The sequence below is a fragment of the Fibrobacter sp. UBA2449 genome, from assembly GCF_002342555.1.
GTDB lineage: Bacteria > Fibrobacterota > Fibrobacteria > Fibrobacterales > Fibrobacteraceae > Fibrobacter.
Window position 1 is genome coordinate 14,747 of record NZ_DDQF01000018.1, and the last position, 15,212, is coordinate 29,958.

Annotated in this window: 13 protein-coding genes; 4 read left to right on the forward strand and 9 right to left on the reverse strand. The window is 54.9% G+C overall.

From position 1 onward, the window contains the following. Nucleotides 1–64 precede the first annotated feature (64 nt). The 6 genes from carB to orn form a co-directional block, all read right to left on the reverse strand. The gene (gene carB, locus B4B27_RS11330) at nucleotides 65–3,328 is read right to left on the reverse strand and encodes a carbamoyl-phosphate synthase large subunit (protein ID WP_290726577.1); all 3,264 of its coding nucleotides are present in this window, start codon (nucleotides 3,326–3,328) and stop codon (nucleotides 65–67) included. After that, complete coding sequence (locus tag B4B27_RS11335) at nucleotides 3,321–5,072, reverse strand: CTP synthase (protein WP_414654316.1); 1,752 nt, start codon at nucleotides 5,070–5,072, stop codon at nucleotides 3,321–3,323. The genes carB and B4B27_RS11335 overlap by 8 nt, the downstream gene beginning before the upstream one ends. Continuing rightward, nucleotides 5,072–6,196 (reverse strand): glutamine-hydrolyzing carbamoyl-phosphate synthase small subunit, encoded by a 1,125-nt coding sequence (carA, locus tag B4B27_RS11340; RefSeq protein ID WP_290726580.1) that lies wholly within the window; start codon nucleotides 6,194–6,196, stop codon nucleotides 5,072–5,074. The genes B4B27_RS11335 and carA overlap by 1 nt, the downstream gene beginning before the upstream one ends. A 381-nt stretch (nucleotides 6,197–6,577) precedes the next feature. Beyond that, a complete protein-coding gene (gene lgt / locus B4B27_RS11345) occupies nucleotides 6,578–7,456 on the reverse strand; it encodes a prolipoprotein diacylglyceryl transferase (RefSeq protein WP_290726582.1) in 879 nt (292 codons plus the stop codon). 42 nt (nucleotides 7,457–7,498) lie between these two features. After that, nucleotides 7,499–8,935, reverse strand: coding sequence for a penicillin-binding transpeptidase domain-containing protein (locus B4B27_RS11350; RefSeq protein WP_290726584.1), 1,437 nt, complete (start codon nucleotides 8,933–8,935; stop codon nucleotides 7,499–7,501). Nucleotides 8,936–8,939: 4 nt separating this feature from the next. Next, nucleotides 8,940–9,485: an oligoribonuclease gene (gene orn / locus B4B27_RS11355; RefSeq protein WP_290726586.1), complete on the reverse strand. Its 546-nt coding sequence runs from the start codon at nucleotides 9,483–9,485 to the stop codon at nucleotides 8,940–8,942. A gap of 179 nt (nucleotides 9,486–9,664) precedes the next feature. Between orn and fabF the strand changes: the two genes are divergently transcribed. The 3 genes from fabF (at nucleotide 9,665) to B4B27_RS11370 (ending at nucleotide 12,508) form a co-directional block, all read left to right on the forward strand. Further along, a complete protein-coding gene (gene fabF / locus B4B27_RS11360) occupies nucleotides 9,665–10,894 on the forward strand; it encodes a beta-ketoacyl-ACP synthase II (protein ID WP_173381815.1) in 1,230 nt (409 codons plus the stop codon). A gap of 72 nt (nucleotides 10,895–10,966) precedes the next feature. Next, on the forward strand, nucleotides 10,967–11,920 hold the full coding sequence (locus B4B27_RS11365) for a DUF2279 domain-containing protein (protein ID WP_290726589.1): 954 nt from the start codon (nucleotides 10,967–10,969) through the stop codon (nucleotides 11,918–11,920). A 9-nt stretch (nucleotides 11,921–11,929) separates the two neighbouring features. Further along, nucleotides 11,930–12,508 (forward strand): fibrobacter succinogenes major paralogous domain-containing protein, encoded by a 579-nt coding sequence (locus B4B27_RS11370; RefSeq protein ID WP_290726591.1) that lies wholly within the window; start codon nucleotides 11,930–11,932, stop codon nucleotides 12,506–12,508. 24 nt (nucleotides 12,509–12,532) lie between these two features. On the opposite strand, the gene B4B27_RS11375 is transcribed toward B4B27_RS11370, so the two are convergent. From B4B27_RS11375 to B4B27_RS11385, 3 genes are read right to left on the reverse strand one after another with little or no spacing between them, the layout of a single operon-like run. Continuing rightward, nucleotides 12,533–13,132: a phosphatidylglycerophosphatase A family protein gene (locus tag B4B27_RS11375; protein ID WP_290726593.1), complete on the reverse strand. Its 600-nt coding sequence runs from the start codon at nucleotides 13,130–13,132 to the stop codon at nucleotides 12,533–12,535. Then, nucleotides 13,129–14,376, reverse strand: coding sequence for a GTPase HflX (gene hflX, locus B4B27_RS11380; protein WP_290726595.1), 1,248 nt, complete (start codon nucleotides 14,374–14,376; stop codon nucleotides 13,129–13,131). Before hflX ends, B4B27_RS11375 begins: the two co-directional genes overlap by 4 nt. Before the next feature lie 7 nt (nucleotides 14,377–14,383). Next, complete coding sequence (locus tag B4B27_RS11385; RefSeq protein ID WP_173381811.1) at nucleotides 14,384–14,572, reverse strand: hypothetical protein; 189 nt, start codon at nucleotides 14,570–14,572, stop codon at nucleotides 14,384–14,386. Nucleotides 14,573–14,605: 33 nt separating this feature from the next. Between B4B27_RS11385 and B4B27_RS11390 the strand changes: the two genes are divergently transcribed. After that, nucleotides 14,606–15,211, forward strand: a complete 606-nt coding sequence (locus B4B27_RS11390; RefSeq protein ID WP_173381810.1) for a hypothetical protein — start codon at nucleotides 14,606–14,608, stop codon at nucleotides 15,209–15,211. The last annotated feature ends 1 nt before the right edge of the window (nucleotide 15,212 follow it).

Genomic DNA, 15,212 nt, shown 5'->3' on the forward strand with positions numbered 1-15,212 from the left:
TTTCCGGTAAAATGAAAAAACGCAGGCTCGGATGAGTCTGCGTTTAAAGTTTTGAAGGGAAACCTTACTTCTTCACATGTCTGTGATATTCCTGCAAGCTGCAGACTTCGAAGCGGCCGAAGTCGTGCTTGTCCATGAGGCCTTCCACGGTAGAGGTGAGGGCGGCGATGGTCGTCGTGATAGGAATGCCCGAGACAACGGCCTTGGAGCGCATCTGGATTTCGTCCACCATGGCTTCGGCACCGTTTTCGGTGGTGTTCACGATCCATTGCACTTCCTTGTCGTGAATGAGGTCCAGCAGGTTCGGGCGGCCACGGGAGATGCGGAACACGGCGCGGGTCTTGATGCCTTCGTTGTAGAGCATCGTAGAGGTGCCGCGGGTGGCGTACAGTTCGTATCCGAGGTTCACGAGCTGGCGAATGAGCGGGACGGCCTTCTGCTTGTCTTCGTCTTTGAGCGAGACGAAAATGTTGCCTTCGCTCGGCACTTTGTTGCCTGCAGCGAGCTGGCTCTTGAGGTAGGCAAGGCCGCGGTCGCGATCGATGCTCATGACTTCGCCGGTGGACTTCATTTCCGGAGAAAGCGTGATATCGACACCCGGGAACTTGACGAACGGGAACACGGCTTCCTTGACGCTCACGTAAGGCACGTGGACTTCTTCGGTGAAGCCGATCTGTTCGAGGGTCTCGCCGAGCATGCAGCGGCTGGCGTAGCTTGCAAGCGGGACGCCGATGGACTTGGAAACGAACGGCACGGTGCGTGATGCACGCGGGTTCACTTCGATCATGTAGAGTTCGCCGTCCTTCACGGCGAGCTGCATGTTCATGAGGCCGCAAACGTGGAGTTCCTTCGCGAATTCCTTGGCGTAGGCGCGGACCTTGTCCTGGATTTCCTTGGAGAGAGTCATGGGCGGGATGACGCTTGCGGAGTCGCCGGAGTGGATGCCTGCGGGTTCCACGTGTTCCATGATGGCGCCTACCACGGTGTGCTTGCCGTCGCTGATGCAATCTACATCGAGTTCGGTGGCGTCTTCCAAGAAGCGGTCGATAAGAATCGGCTTGCCTTCACCAATGGCGGCGGCTTCTTCCACGAACTTGCGGAGGTATTTTTCCTTATAGACAATCACCATGCCGCGGCCACCGAGAACGAAGCTCGGACGCACCAGAACGGGGTAGCCGATTTTCTCGACGATAGCGAGGGCTTCTTCCACATTGTGAGCGATGCCGCTTTCGGCCTGCTTGATGCCGACCTTGTCAACCAGCTGCTTGAAGAAGTCGCGGTCTTCGGCGAGGTCAATGTCTTCGGGGCTTGTACCTACGACGTTTGCGCCGGCCTTTTTGAGACGCATGGCGAGGTTCAGCGGAGTCTGACCACCGAATTGCACAATCACGCCCGCGCAGTTTTCGCGTTCGTAAATGCCCATCACGTCTTCGAGCGTGAGCGGTTCAAAGTAGAGCTTGTCGGAGGTGTCGTAGTCGGTGGAAACCGTTTCGGGGTTCGAGTTCACCATGATGACTTCGTAGCCTTCGCGACGCAGCGTAAAGGCGGCGTGGCAGCAGCAGTAGTCAAATTCGATACCCTGGCCGATTCTGTTCGGACCGCCGCCGAGCACCATGATGCGTTTCTTGTGACCGTGACCCGGAATTTCGCGGACGGGTTCGGAATTTTCGGCCCAGCAGCTGTAATAATACGGCGTGATGGCTTCGAATTCGCCGGCGCAGGTATCGACGGAGTAGTAGCTCGGAACAAGGCCAATCTGCTTGCGCACCGCCATGACTTCTTCGGGAGTCTTGTGGAACAGGTAACCAATCTGGATATCGCTGTAGCCGAGTTCCTTGGCCTGGCGGAAAAGCGGTACGTCTTTGGCGAGCGCTTCCAACGAGCCTGCGGAAAGGATTTCGTCTTCGTAGAGGGCGAGTTCTTCGAGGTGGCGCAGGAAGTAACGGTCGATTCGAGTGATGTCGTACAGCTTCTCGACGCCCCACTTGCGGCGCAGCGCTTCGTACAGCACGAAGATGCGTTCGGCGCTCGGACGGGCGACTTCCTTGGTGAGCGTTTCGTCGTCGTATTCCTTGAACTTTTCGCACTTGGCGCAAGAACCGAATCCACCGTAACCTGTTTCGAGCGAGCGCAGCGCCTTCTGCATGGCCTGCTTGAAGTTCGTACCGATGGCCATCGCTTCGCCCACAGATTTCATCTGGGTGCCGAGCGTGGAATCGGCCTTCGGGAACTTTTCGAACGTGAAGCGCGGAACCTTCACCACAACGTAGTCAAGCGCCGGTTCAAAGCAGCTCGGGGTCGTTTGCGTAATGTCGTTGCGGAGTTCGTCGAGGGTGTAGCCCACGGCGAGCAGTGCTGCAATCTTTGCGATGGGGAAGCCCGTCGCCTTGGAGGCAAGTGCGGAAGAACGGCTTACGCGCGGGTTCATTTCGATAATGATGCGACGACCGGTCTTGGGTTCGATAGCCCACTGAACGTTGGATCCGCCGGTTTCGACGCCGATGGCTTCCATGACCTTCAGGGAGTCGTCACGCATGGCCTGGTAAGCGCGGTCATCAAGGCTCTGGATTGGGGCGACCGTAATGGAGTCGCCGGTGTGCACGCCCATGGGGTCCAGGTTTTCGATGGAGCAGACGATAACGGCGTTGCCCTTCTTGTCGCGCATGACTTCCATTTCGAATTCTTTCCAACCAAGCAGCGATTCTTCGATAAGGACTTCATTGTTGAGCGAGGCGTCAAGACCGCGATTCACGATGGTCTCGAATTCTTCGGGATCGTGGGCGATACCGCCACCAGTGCCGCCGAGGGTAAAGCCTGGACGGATGATCAGCGGCCAGCTTCCGATAGTGTGGGCGATGGCGGTCGCCTCAGACATGGAGTGTGCGGAACCGGAACGCGGAAGGTCCAGACCGATCTTGAGCATGGCTTCCTTGAACAGGTGACGGTCTTCGGCGCGCTGGATGGATTCTGCCTTTGCACCGATGAGTTCCACCTGGTAGCGGTCCAAAATGCCGCGTTCGTTCAGTTCCATGGCGAGGTTGAGTGCCGTCTGGCCACCGAGTGTGGGGAGCAATGCGTCCGGACGTTCGCGGCGGATGATTTCGTGCAGAATATCGACGCTTAGCGGTTCAATGTAGGTGCGGTCGGCCATTTCGGGGTCGGTCATGATGGTGGCCGGGTTAGAGTTTACCAGCACCACTTCGTAACCTTCGCGGCGGAGCACCTTACAGGCCTGCACGCCGGAGTAGTCAAATTCGCAGCCCTGGCCAATCACAATCGGGCCGGAGCCAATGAGCATAATCTTCTTGATGTCTGTACGTTTAGGCATTCTTCTTGCCTCCATTCACATTCTTCTGCGCGGCTTTTGCGGTTGCAGTTTTTGTTTTGCTATTCTTCTGTTCTTGCACATGCGAAGCGTGTGCCGTTTCGTTCATTTTTTTGAACGAAACATTTTTTTTATTTAATGCCGCCTTTACAAGCCCGCTGAACAGCGGGTGCGGTGCAGTGGGCCTGCTCTTGAATTCCGGGTGGAACTGGCAGGCTTCAAAGTAGGGGTGGTTCTTGATTTCCACCATTTCTACGAGCTTGCCGTCGGGCGATGTGCCGGCGATTTTCAGGCCCGCCTTTTCCAAGGCGACGCGGAATTCGCTGTTGTAGTTGAATTCGTAGCGGTGACGATGGCGTTCGCTGATTTTTTCGCTCTTGTAGAGCTTTGCCGCGTTGGAATCCTTCATGAGCTTGCATGGGTAAGCGCCGAGGCGCATGGTGCCGCCCTTTTCGGTGACGTTCTTCTGTTCGTCCATCAGGTCAATAACCGGGTGGGCCGTCTTTTCGTCGAATTCCGTGGAGTTGGCGTCTTTCCAGCCGAGAACGTTGCGTGCAAATTCAATCACGCAGCATTGCATGCCGAGGCAGATGCCGAGCAGCGGAATCTTGTGCTCGCGGGCATAGCGAATGGCCACGCATTTGCCGTTCACGCCGCGGCTACCGAAGCCTCCCGGAATCAGTATGCCGTCTGCGTTCTTGATCAAGTTCGGATTCCTTTCGAGTTCTTCGGCCTCGATACATTCCACCTTCACCTTGGCATTGTGTTCCATGCCGGCGTGTTGCAGGGCTTCGTGTACGGACTTGTAGGCATCACGGATGGCGATATACTTGCCCACGAGCGCGATGGTGCATTCGTACTTGGGCTGGGTGGCCTTCTTTACGAGCTTGTCCCATTCGGAGTGGATGATGGGGTGTACGCTCAAGTGGAGCTGTTCAAGCACGCGGAGGTCGAGTTCTTGCTTCGAAAGTTCGCGGGGCACGGCGTATACAGAATCCGTCACGTCCTTTTCTTCAATCACGCATTCGGGCTTCACATTGCAGAAGAGCGCGAGCTTGTTGAGGTGATCCTGCGGAATCGTCATTTCGGTACGGCATACGAGAATGTCCGGGAAAATACCGATGTTGCGGAGTTCGGCAACCGAGTGCTGCGAAGGTTTTGTCTTGAGTTCGCCTGCGGCCTTGAGGTAAGGCACCAAAACTAGGTGGACAAAGCAGGTGTTTTCCACGCCGACTTCGAAGCGGAACTGTCTTGCTGCTTCCAAGAAGGGGAGCGATTCGATGTCGCCAGCGACTCCGCCGATTTCGCAGAGCACGATGTCGGCACCGCTTTCGGCTGCAGAGCGGAAGGCGTCCTTGATTTCGTTGGTGATGTGCGGGATGACCTGCACGGTGCCGCCGAGGTACTTGCCCGCGCGTTCCTTGGAAAGCACGGAGGAATAGATGCGACCCGAAGTGTAGCTCGAAGCCTTGGAGCACTGCACGCCTGCGAAACGTTCGTAGTGGCCCAAATCTAGGTCGGTTTCGTAGCCGTCGTCGGTCACGAAAACTTCGCCGTGCTGGTAAGGGCTCATGGTACCCGGGTCCACGTTCAGATACGGGTCGAGCTTTTGCATGAACACCTTGTAGCCGCGGCTCTTGAGAAGCAGCGCCAGCGATGCGGAGGTGATTCCCTTACCGAGGGAGCTGACCACGCCGCCGGTAATAAAGATGTACTTGGTCTGTTTTTTGGGAGCGGCCTTCGTCATTATTTTGCTCCCTTGAAGTCAAGAATCATTTGTCTGAATTCGCCGAACAGGTAGTAGGAATCGTTCGGACCCGGAGCGGATTCCGGGTGGTATTGCACGCTGAATGCGGGAAGTTCCTTGTGACGGATGCCCTCGACGGTATTGTCGTTCAGGTTGATGTGCGTGACTTCCACGTTCGCGGGGAGGGTCGATTCTTCGATGGCGTAGTTGTGGTTCTGGCTCGTGATTTCCACGGCGCCGGTCTTCAAGTTTTTCACCGGATGGTTGCAGCCGTGATGGCCGAACTTGAGTTTGGAAACTTTCGCGCCGAGAGCAAGACCCAAAAGCTGGTTACCGAGGCAGATGCCCATCAGCGGGACCTTGCCCAGGAGTTGCTTGACGACTGCAGCGACTTGCGGGAGACTGTTCGGGTCGGCAGGGCCGTTCGAGAGGAAAGCGCCGTCCGGATTCTTCGCCATAATTTGTTCGTAGGTGGCGTTGATCGGAAGCACCGTCACCTTCATGTTCTGCGCGGCGAGATTTCTCAAGATGTTCGTCTTGATTCCGAAATCAAGCGCGACAACGTTCAGGTCGCCTTCGGTGCTGAACTCGTAACCCTTCGGGTCGCTGACCTTGCTGGCGTAATCCTGGCCGTCGAGGCCCTCCCATTCCTGGGCGCGTTTAATCGCGTCGGCTTCGTTCATGTCGGTGCCATCTACGTGCAGGTAGGCTTTCTGTGCTCCGTGTTCACGTAGGTGGAGCGTGAGTGCGCGCGTATCGACTCCCGCGATGCCAGGCTTCTTGTGGGCGAGCATGTAGTCATGCAGGCTTTCTTCGCCAATTTCCTTGCTCACGTCGTCCAACGAGTTCACGACAATCCCGTTCAGGAACACGTCGCGGGATTCGGACTTCTCGAGGTTTGCGGCGTAAGCGCCGACTTCTGCCGTGGTGAACACCACGAACTGTCCCGCGTATGAGGGGTCCGTCAAAATCTGCTTGTAGCCCGCCATGCCGGTGTTGAACACCGCTTCGCCGACGGTATCGGTTGCACTACCAAAGGCATACCCGTGGAACACGGCGCCATCCGCCAGTGCCAAGAACGCTTTCTTCTCGCGTTTCGCTTTCCAGTTGAACTTGTCAGTCATATATTGCTCGCTGTGTAATGAAATTGCTTCGTTGAATTGTCTCCCCGGAGCCCTGTAAGGGCGGTAGGGTGAAATGCTATGGATTCTATCGCCTCTGCGAGGCTCCAGAATGACAAAGACAGTAAAAAATAAAGGCAAAAGCCAGAAGCTTTTGCCAAACGATAAAGACGATTAAAAACGGGGGTAAGAAAAATCCGATGTTCAATATTCCTTTTCATCGGAACCAAAAATTAGCATAATCAAAATACGCTGGTAAGGTATAAAAAGAGAAAATTTTTCGCGAAATTTGCCCGAAAACGCCAAATCTTTTACATTTTCTTTCCAAAACGCAAAAGTGCATTACAAAAAATGTAAAACACAATAAGGCGGAAGTCGCGCTTTTTAATTGGCTTTTTGTGTGAGCTTCTTTTGCCTATAAATCAAGACAATCAACCACACAAACCCAGTAATAATCATCAGGCTGCAGAGAGTCTGCCCTCGACTCATGCCGAACAGGTCGACGCGTCCGAGGTGCGCATCGGGCCTGCGGAAAAACTCGATGAAGAACCGGAACAGGCCGTAGCCCATCAGGTAGAGGCAGGGCATCTTGTCCTTGAGCAGCGGAATGCGTCTCAGGTTGTAGAGAACCGCAAACAGGATGACTCCTTCGAAAAGCATCTCGTAGAGCTGGCTCGGGTGGTGCAGAATCGGGTTCGTGACAGGACTGTCGTGTGCAAGCGGGAAATACATGCCGATGCCGCTGGTGGTAACTTCACCGAAAAGTTCACCATTGATGAAGTTGCCGTAACGGCCCCAGGTGTAGGCGAGGGGGGCCGCCAAAAAGCAAAGGTTCAGGGTTTTCCACACATCCATCTTGTTACGTTTCATACCAATGACAACAAAGATCAAGCCGACAATGAGTCCCCCGTGGTAGCTCATGCCTGCAATTCCCGTAAAATGCCAACCGAGGGCGTCGTGAGTCATCGGGATGAGTATTTCGGTCGGGTTGGCGAGGTAGTAGCCTGGCTTGTAGAAGAAAACGTAGCCGAGGCGCGCCCCGATGAGGATTCCCGCGATTGCCCACATGAACAGGTTGTCGAACTGTTCCTTGGTGTATCCGAGGTTTTCCTTCGAGTTGATTTTCCACATGGTTAAGTAGGCGGTGAAGAATGCGAAAATATACATCACGCCGTACCAGTGAACCTGAAAATTGAGGAGCGGTATTGTAAATGCGATTCCGTCAAAGTAGGTCGGTATCAAATTCCACCAGGTAGGTTCCATAAAATCCTCATCTTTTATTTAAAATCTAGTATAGTAAGCAGGTTATTTTTGGGGCCAAAGGTTCTGATGCGCCCAATAATTCATAATCATCGCGGCAACCTGCGTTGCCGGCTGCGAACGGTAGCCCTGCAGGTCGTGCACCTGCATCACGACCACGACGACGGCCTTGTCCGGGTTTTCCTTCGACTGAGCGAACCCCATGAACCACTCGTAGCGACCGTGGGGATCCTGGCCATCGAGCGAGCCGGTCTTTCCGCCGATATCGAGAGCCGCAAAATTCTTGCGGGCCATGTTGCGCGTCGAAATCTGTTTCCTGGCGGTCCCGTTCGTGATGGAGCGAATCATCGCCATGCGCAACCCGTAGTAGGTGTTTTCGTTAAATTTTTTCACGTCGAGCGCGATACGGCTCTTGGGCGCGTAGGGGGCGATGTTTTCTGCCCATGGAATTTCGAGCGGTTTCTTGGTAAGGATGGAACGGACCTGTGCGGCCGCAAGGAGCGGGGTGAGGGTTGTCGCTTCCGTAAAGCCGCAGCTAGCCTCGGCAAGCCCGTATCCCGTGTCGGGCGGTGCGTACGAAGACTTTCCGGGAATCCCGCCGGGGAAGTTCATGTTGTAGCCGAGGTTCCTGGCCGCTTCGCGGAGGCGCTTTGCACCGATGTCCATGCCGATGAGCGCCAGGGGTGGGTTCGCGGATTTCGCGTAGGCGTCGGCGAGGCTGATGGTTGTGCCATGATAGTTTTCGGGGACGCGCAGTTGCCGCTTGTAGAGCGTGTGACTGGCCCCGAGCATCGGGACGGGCGTGTTGAGCGAGTAACGGTTTGCGTCCATGGCGGCGGCAATGGTAATCGTCTTTGCAAGCGATGCGGCAGGGAAGGTGTTCTTCACGAAAAAATCCGGCTCGTTCTGGACCTTGTAATCCTTCGTTTCACCCCAGGCGATAATCTCGTTGCTCTTGGGATCCACGACAAGGACGACTCCGTACATGGGCTTGAAACGTCGGAGCATGTTGTCGATTTTCTGAGCGAGGAATACGTCCTTCTGGTTCTTGATGTGTACGGAATCTACGGGGTCGTTTTCAGGAATCGACTTTGCTGCGGTATCTGCGGATGCGGAATCGATTTTTTTCGGTGCTGCTTCAGTGGCGGCTTCCTTTGATGCCTTGGCTTCGCCGAAAAAAAGGCTCTTTGCTGCGGACTCGGTTAATGGATCCTTCACCTTGATTGCTCGGTGCGCTTCCTTGAGCGAATCGATGATGGAAGAATCCACACGGAGTGTGTCCTTGATCCATTCTTTGGATGTCGCCGTAAGATCATTGCCGTTTACGACGAATCCTCTCGGTTGCGTCGACTTTTCGTCGTTCTTGAATATGCACGAGCCAATCAGGGCGCAGGCTGCAACAAAAATGGCGATGGCGATGCAACGATTTCGTAATCTTTTCTTGTAGGGAAGTCGATTCTGGGGGTCGTAGTAATATTTCATCGATTTACTTGAAAATGGTCTTACGGTAGTAGGCGAGTTCGGCGATGCTTTCGCGGATGTCGTTCAGGGCCTCGTGGCGTTTTTCCTTCTGGAATTCGGCAAGCTGAGGGTACCAGCGGAACGAGAGTTCCTTGATGGAACTGACATCTATATTCCTGTAGCATAGCCAGTTCGATATTTCGGGCATGTACTTATACAGGAAACGCCTGTCCTGCGTGATGGAATTGCCGCACAGCACGTTCTTTGTCTTTTCGGTAAAGGGCTTGATAAAGTCGAGAGTCACATTCTCGGCATCGGAGACGGAATACCTGGAATGGCGGCAACGGTCCACGAGTCCGCTTGCAGTGTGGTGCGAGGAGTTCCATTCATCCATCGATTCAAACACATTTTCGCTCTGGTGTATGGCGACGACGGGCCCTTCGGCTAGGATGTTGAGTTCCGCATCGGTGACGATGGTGGCTATTTCGAGGATAACGTCCTTTTCAGGGTCAAGACCGGACATTTCCAGGTCCATCCAGACCAGGTTTCTAGAACTTTTCTTTTTTGTCATACCGCGTTAAATTTAGTTTTTTGTGTGAACAAGGCGTCTCACATACTTTTTTTTATGCCATTTGTCCACCTATTTTTGTAATTCGTCAAGCAATGCCCCCAATGAGAAATAAAACACTTTATTGTAAGAAAATTATTTGCTATATTCGGCCTCGTTAATTTGTTATACAGGAACACACTATGGAAGAAGTAGTTATCACTGGTATGGGCTGTGTTTCGGCCCTTGGCAATTCTCCCGACATCCTCTGGGACAGCCTTCTGCAGGGCAAGTCCGGCGTCGCAAAAATCGACAGGTTCGATGTTTCCGCTTTGCCGGTCCAAATTGCGGCTGCGGTCAAGGAATTCGACGGTTCCGAATTCTTCAGCGCTCGCGACCAGTCCAGGTTCTCGAAGTGCATCCAATATGCAGTCTATTCCGCTTTCCAGGCCTTGAAGAATGCAGGAATCGATCCGAAAGCCGAAGATCCGTCCCGCTCTGGCGTGATTATCGGTGCCGGTATCGGCGGTATGAACACTTACACCGACAACGCGGTTACCTGGGGCACCCGTGGCCCGAACCGTGTTTCTCCGTTCTTCATCCCGATGTCGATTACCAACATGCCCGCCGGCGAAGTTTCCAACCGCACCGGCTGGATGGGCCCCTGCTTCGCCGTGGTTTCTGCTTGCGCAACCTCCAACCATTCTATCGCAGCCGCCTTTGACGCCATCCGTCTTGGCCGTGCCGACATCATGCTGGCTGGCGGTACCGACGAGACGGTGAACCCGCTCGCCCTGGCTGGCTTTACCAACATGCACGCCCTCTCCAAGCGTAACGATGATCCGGCCACTGCTTCCCGCCCGTTCGACAAGGACCGTGACGGTTTCGTAATGGGCGAAGGTTCCGGCATCCTCGTGCTCGAAAGCCTTAGCCACGCCAAGAAGCGCGGTGCGAACATCCTTGCCCGCGTTGCTGCTGTCGGCATGAGCGCCGATGCCCACCACATGTCCGCCCCGCGTGAAGACGGTGAAGGCGTGCGTCTCGCAATCGAGATGGCCCTCCGCGATGCAGGCATCTCCCCGAAGGATGTTGGCTACGTGAATACCCACGGTACGTCGACTCCGCTCGGTGACGTTGCCGAATGCTCCGCCCTCGAGAAGGTGTTCGGTGCTTCCGATTCCCTGAAGATCAACTCCTCCAAGTGCATGATAGGACACGCTCTCGGCGCTGCCGGTGCCCTTGAGGCCATCATCACGGTGAAGTCTCTGCAGAACCAGATGATTCACGCTACGACGAACGTGTTCAACAAGGACGAACGCATCCACCTCGATGTTTGCGCGAACAAGAACACGAGCCACAACTTCAAGTACGCCCTGTCCGATGGCTTCGGCTTCGGTGGCCAGAACAGCGTGCTTCTCTTGGCCCGCGACTAATTGTTGGCTATATGCAACTTTGCGAGAAAACCCTGCCTTCAGGCGGGGTTTTCCTTTTCTATCTTTAATAAAGTGAAGTTTTCCTTTCCAAAATCCCTCGCAATTGTGGCTATTTTGCTGGTTTGCCTTGTGCAGTCCACGCAGGCGGCCCCTTATGATCCGCCTACTTGGCGCGATTCCACATGGGATTACCGTAGCGAGGATTCCGTCGATATCAAGTCGGAAATTTCGTGGTGGAAGGTGGGAACTGTCGGCGGACTTGCTCTTTCTTCGTATGCGGCGGCCTACGTGTTCGTGTTTGCGAAGGGTTGGTGGGACAACGATTCTAGCCATTTTCACTTTGAAAACGATTTCAAGTATGCGCTGAATCTGGATAAATTTGGCCATTTTGCGGCTGGCGTGGTTCTCGGTGAAACTTTCTATGAAGGATACCGTTGGTCAGGCCTTTCGGAATTCCAGTCCTATTTGTATGCAGGCCTTTCCGCGATGGCGACGCATATCGCAATCGATGTGAAGGATGGCTATTCGCCTGCATGGGGGTTCAGCATTTTTGACGTGCTGTCGGGAACCCTCGGTGGTTTCTTGCCAATGGCGGAACGCTATGTACCTATATTCAAGTACGTAGATCTTAAGTGGAGTTACTGGATAAATTCTACGTATTTTTACGACAAGACAACTCACCGTGGCGATGCCGTCTTTACCGATGACTATGTGAACCAGACATTCTGGGCATCGTTCAAGCCCTACCGCCTGCTGCCTGCTGGTGCACGGAAGTATTATCCGAGCTGGCTAGCCTTTGCTGCGGGCCTGAGCATCGACGAAACGGCGATGGACTACCATGCTCCAGACAAGGACAGGCACCGCGAAGTCTACTTGGCGCTTGATTATGACCTGGAAGCGTTCCGCCCGCAGAGCCGTTGGGCACGCACACTCATCAAGTACCTGAACTACTTCAAGCTGCCCGCCCCGGCCATCCAAGTTTATCCGGAATTTAACTGGTATTTACTCTATCCGATAAAGTTCTAGGAGGTTCGCGTGAATTGCATCCCTAAAGTTGCCTGCATTTCGCTTTTACTTTGCGCGACATTCGCGATTGCCCTGCCTCAGACGGGCTCGTTCCGCGACAGCCGTGACGGCAAGACCTACAGGACGGTTGTTATCGGGAGCCGCATATGGATGGCGGAAAACCTCGCGTACAACGTGAAGGGGAGCGCCTGCTACGACAACAAGAACGAGAACTGCGCAAAGTACGGCCGGCTTTACAATTTCGAGATGGCAAACAAGGCTTGTCCTGCAGGCTGGCACCTGCCCGAGAACGACGAATGGAAACGCTTCCGCACGTTTATCGAGGATAGCGACGGCAAGGAAGCTGCCTGGATGAGTTTAAAGTCCCGCGACAAGTGGGATGGCAGCGACCGTTACGGGTTTGACATAGTACCTGCGGGCAAGGCGACCGACGAATTTGTGGAATTGGGAACTTCTGCGCATTTCTGGAGTTCCACGACCGAAGATGGCGATGCTTACGGCTGGCATCTCGAACCCCCAGGCGATTTCAGGATGGAATTCGACGTGAGCAGCAACATGTATTCCGTGCGCTGCCTCAAGGACTACTAGCCGGTAAGCGGCATCCAATTAGCCTTACAACGTCGCGAGATAGGCCGTTAACCCCAGGCCCATCAATAAGCCTGCGTAAAGCCCACCCAGCAAATCATCGGCCATCACACCCCATGCACCGGGGAACTTTTCGAAGCGGTGGATTCCGAACGGCTTGAAAATGTCGAAGAACCGGAAAAGCCCGAATGCAAAGAGAAGCACCCAGGGGCAGTCAACGATGACAACGCTCGGGACGAACGCGAGTACCGTGAAAATTCCGCAGACTTCGTCGATTACGATCCAGCCCGGGTCCTCGGTGTCGGTATCTTTCATGGCCTTGTTCACGAAGGGAATGGGGGCGAAAAAGAAGAAGAGTGCCGCAAGGAGGAAGGGAATGCTTACAAAGATGGCGAAGTCTTCGCTGCCGATGGGGAAGGCTTCGTATTGCCCGAGCAGGTCGTTTGCAAACACGGCCATGGGGTAGGCGACAATCGCCGCGGCGAGGCTTCCCATGGTGCCGGGAGCCTTCGGGCTCATTCCCGAACCGAAGAATGTCACGATGAGCGTGGTAAACCAGTCCGTCTTGCGCCATTCGTGCGGTACGCGCTTCTTCCCGTATTTTTCTTTCAGTTCTTCCTTGTTCATACTTCGTAAATCCCGGGTTCTCGCCAGTTCTCGTCGCGCTTGCTGTTTAGGCTCCTGTCCGTAACGCTTTCGGCAGGGTGGAGCGGCCAGGGGGAATCGACGTTCTCCTTGATTATGGAGGCTTGGGCCTCGCGTTTCTTTTTCCAGGCGGCAAGCTGCGTCTTGAATGCGTCGCGCAGGCGCTCCATGCCGATGTTCTCGCGCGCACTCACCTGGATGGCTTCGGGATAGTTCTGCAAGAGCTCGGTACGGCGGGCCTCGTCGCAGATTTCCGCCTTGTTGAACACGCGGATGCGCGGAGTTACCTTGCTGATGATGCCTTCAAGCGTCTTGTGGGTCACTTCCAGGTGTTCACGGTAATCCGGCGCGCTCCCGTCGACGACTTCCAGAATGCAGTCGGCATGCGCTGCCACCCCGAGGGTGCTCTTGAAAGTCTCGATGAGGTTGTGGGGGAGCTTGCGGATAAAGCCCACGGTATCGCTTAGGATGATGTTTTCGCCATCGAGATAAAGCTTTCGCGTGGTACTATCGAGGGTGGCGAACAGCTTGTCTTCTACATACACGTCCGCGCCGGTCAGACGGTTTGTGAGGGTCGACTTGCCCGCGTTCGTATAGCCGACGATACCCACGTGGAAAATGTCGTTCCTGTTTTCGGCCTGGCTTTCGCGCGCCTCCTCGATTTTTTCGAGCTTCTTCTTGAGTTCCTGGATGCGCTTGCGGATCATGCGGCGGTCGGTTTCGAGCTGCGTTTCACCCGGCCCCTTGGTGCCGATGCCGCCGTTGTGCTGGCGGCATAGGTGCGTCCACGCACCGGTGAGCCGCGGCATCATGTATTGCAGCTGTGCGACTTCCACCATCAGGCGGCTTTCCGCTGTCACGGCATGCTTCGCAAAGATGTCGAGGATAAGTCCTGTGCGGTCGAGTACCTTGATTCCCGGAAGCCGCTGTTCCAGGTTGCGCACTTGCGACCCCGAAAGATCGTCGTCAAAAACGACCATCTTTGCGTTATCTTCTTCGAGGGCGCGCTTGACCTCGTTTACCTTGCCTTCGCCGATGAGGGTCGCCGGGCTAAAGTTCTGAACGCGCTGTAAGAAGCTGCGCGTGACAATCGCCCCTGCAGTCTCGGCAAGGCGGCCCAGTTCGGCAATCTGTTCGGAGACAAGCCACGGGCGCACCTTGGGTGTCGAAATCCCCACGAGGATGCAGCGTTCTTTTTCCTGTTTATGTTCTGCGGGTTCTCTCATTGCGCCTTTAGCAGTTCCCGTTCAGTTTCAGGAACCAGTAGTCCTCGCTGTTGATGCTGCTTCCTTCGGAGGATGTGGCATCGGCGAGTTTCGCGAAGTCCGCGGAATCTACATTTTGCGACGCAGCGGGCTGGATGCCCTGCTGGTTCGCGGAAGTTCCGCCGGATTCAAGTTTTTTGTCGTTCAAATCGGCCATGTGCAGAATATAACAAATTCTATATTGTCGCACATGCGGCTGTGGCTTACGACATCCCCTGACGATTTTACCTCCGAGTTCGACGACATCGAGGAGATGTTCAAGCGTGGCCTTTCGCGCCTGATCCTCTGGAAGCGGGGAAGGGCGGGATCCCCAAACGCAAGCGAAGGCGATTACGAACGCTGGCTTATGGCGCTTCCGATGGAATACCGCGACAGCATCTGGATCCGAGGAACTCCCGACATGGCCGAACGCCTCGAAGTGCGCGGCTGCGTCATCGATGCCTCTGTGCTCGCAGGCGAAATTCCCGAACGCTGGAAACGTATCAATTGCGTCGCGCTATGCCGCAGCCTTGAACAGCTGGAATCGCTTCCCGAATGGGTGGCTGGCGCACTGATTGGCCCTGTTTCCCAGCCCCAATCCGTCTATGAACCGGTCGAAACGGTCGATTTTGTGAACCTGGCGGACAAATTAAAGGACAAGAACCAGCAGGTCATCGCCTTTGGGGGCATTGACCACGAGAATTTGGCTCAAATTAAGGAATTGCCCTTACAGGGAATCTCTGTGCTGGGTGGTATCTGGAACTACGCCGACCCCGTCAACGCATTTATTAAGTTACATCGAATCGTTGGGCGTTAGA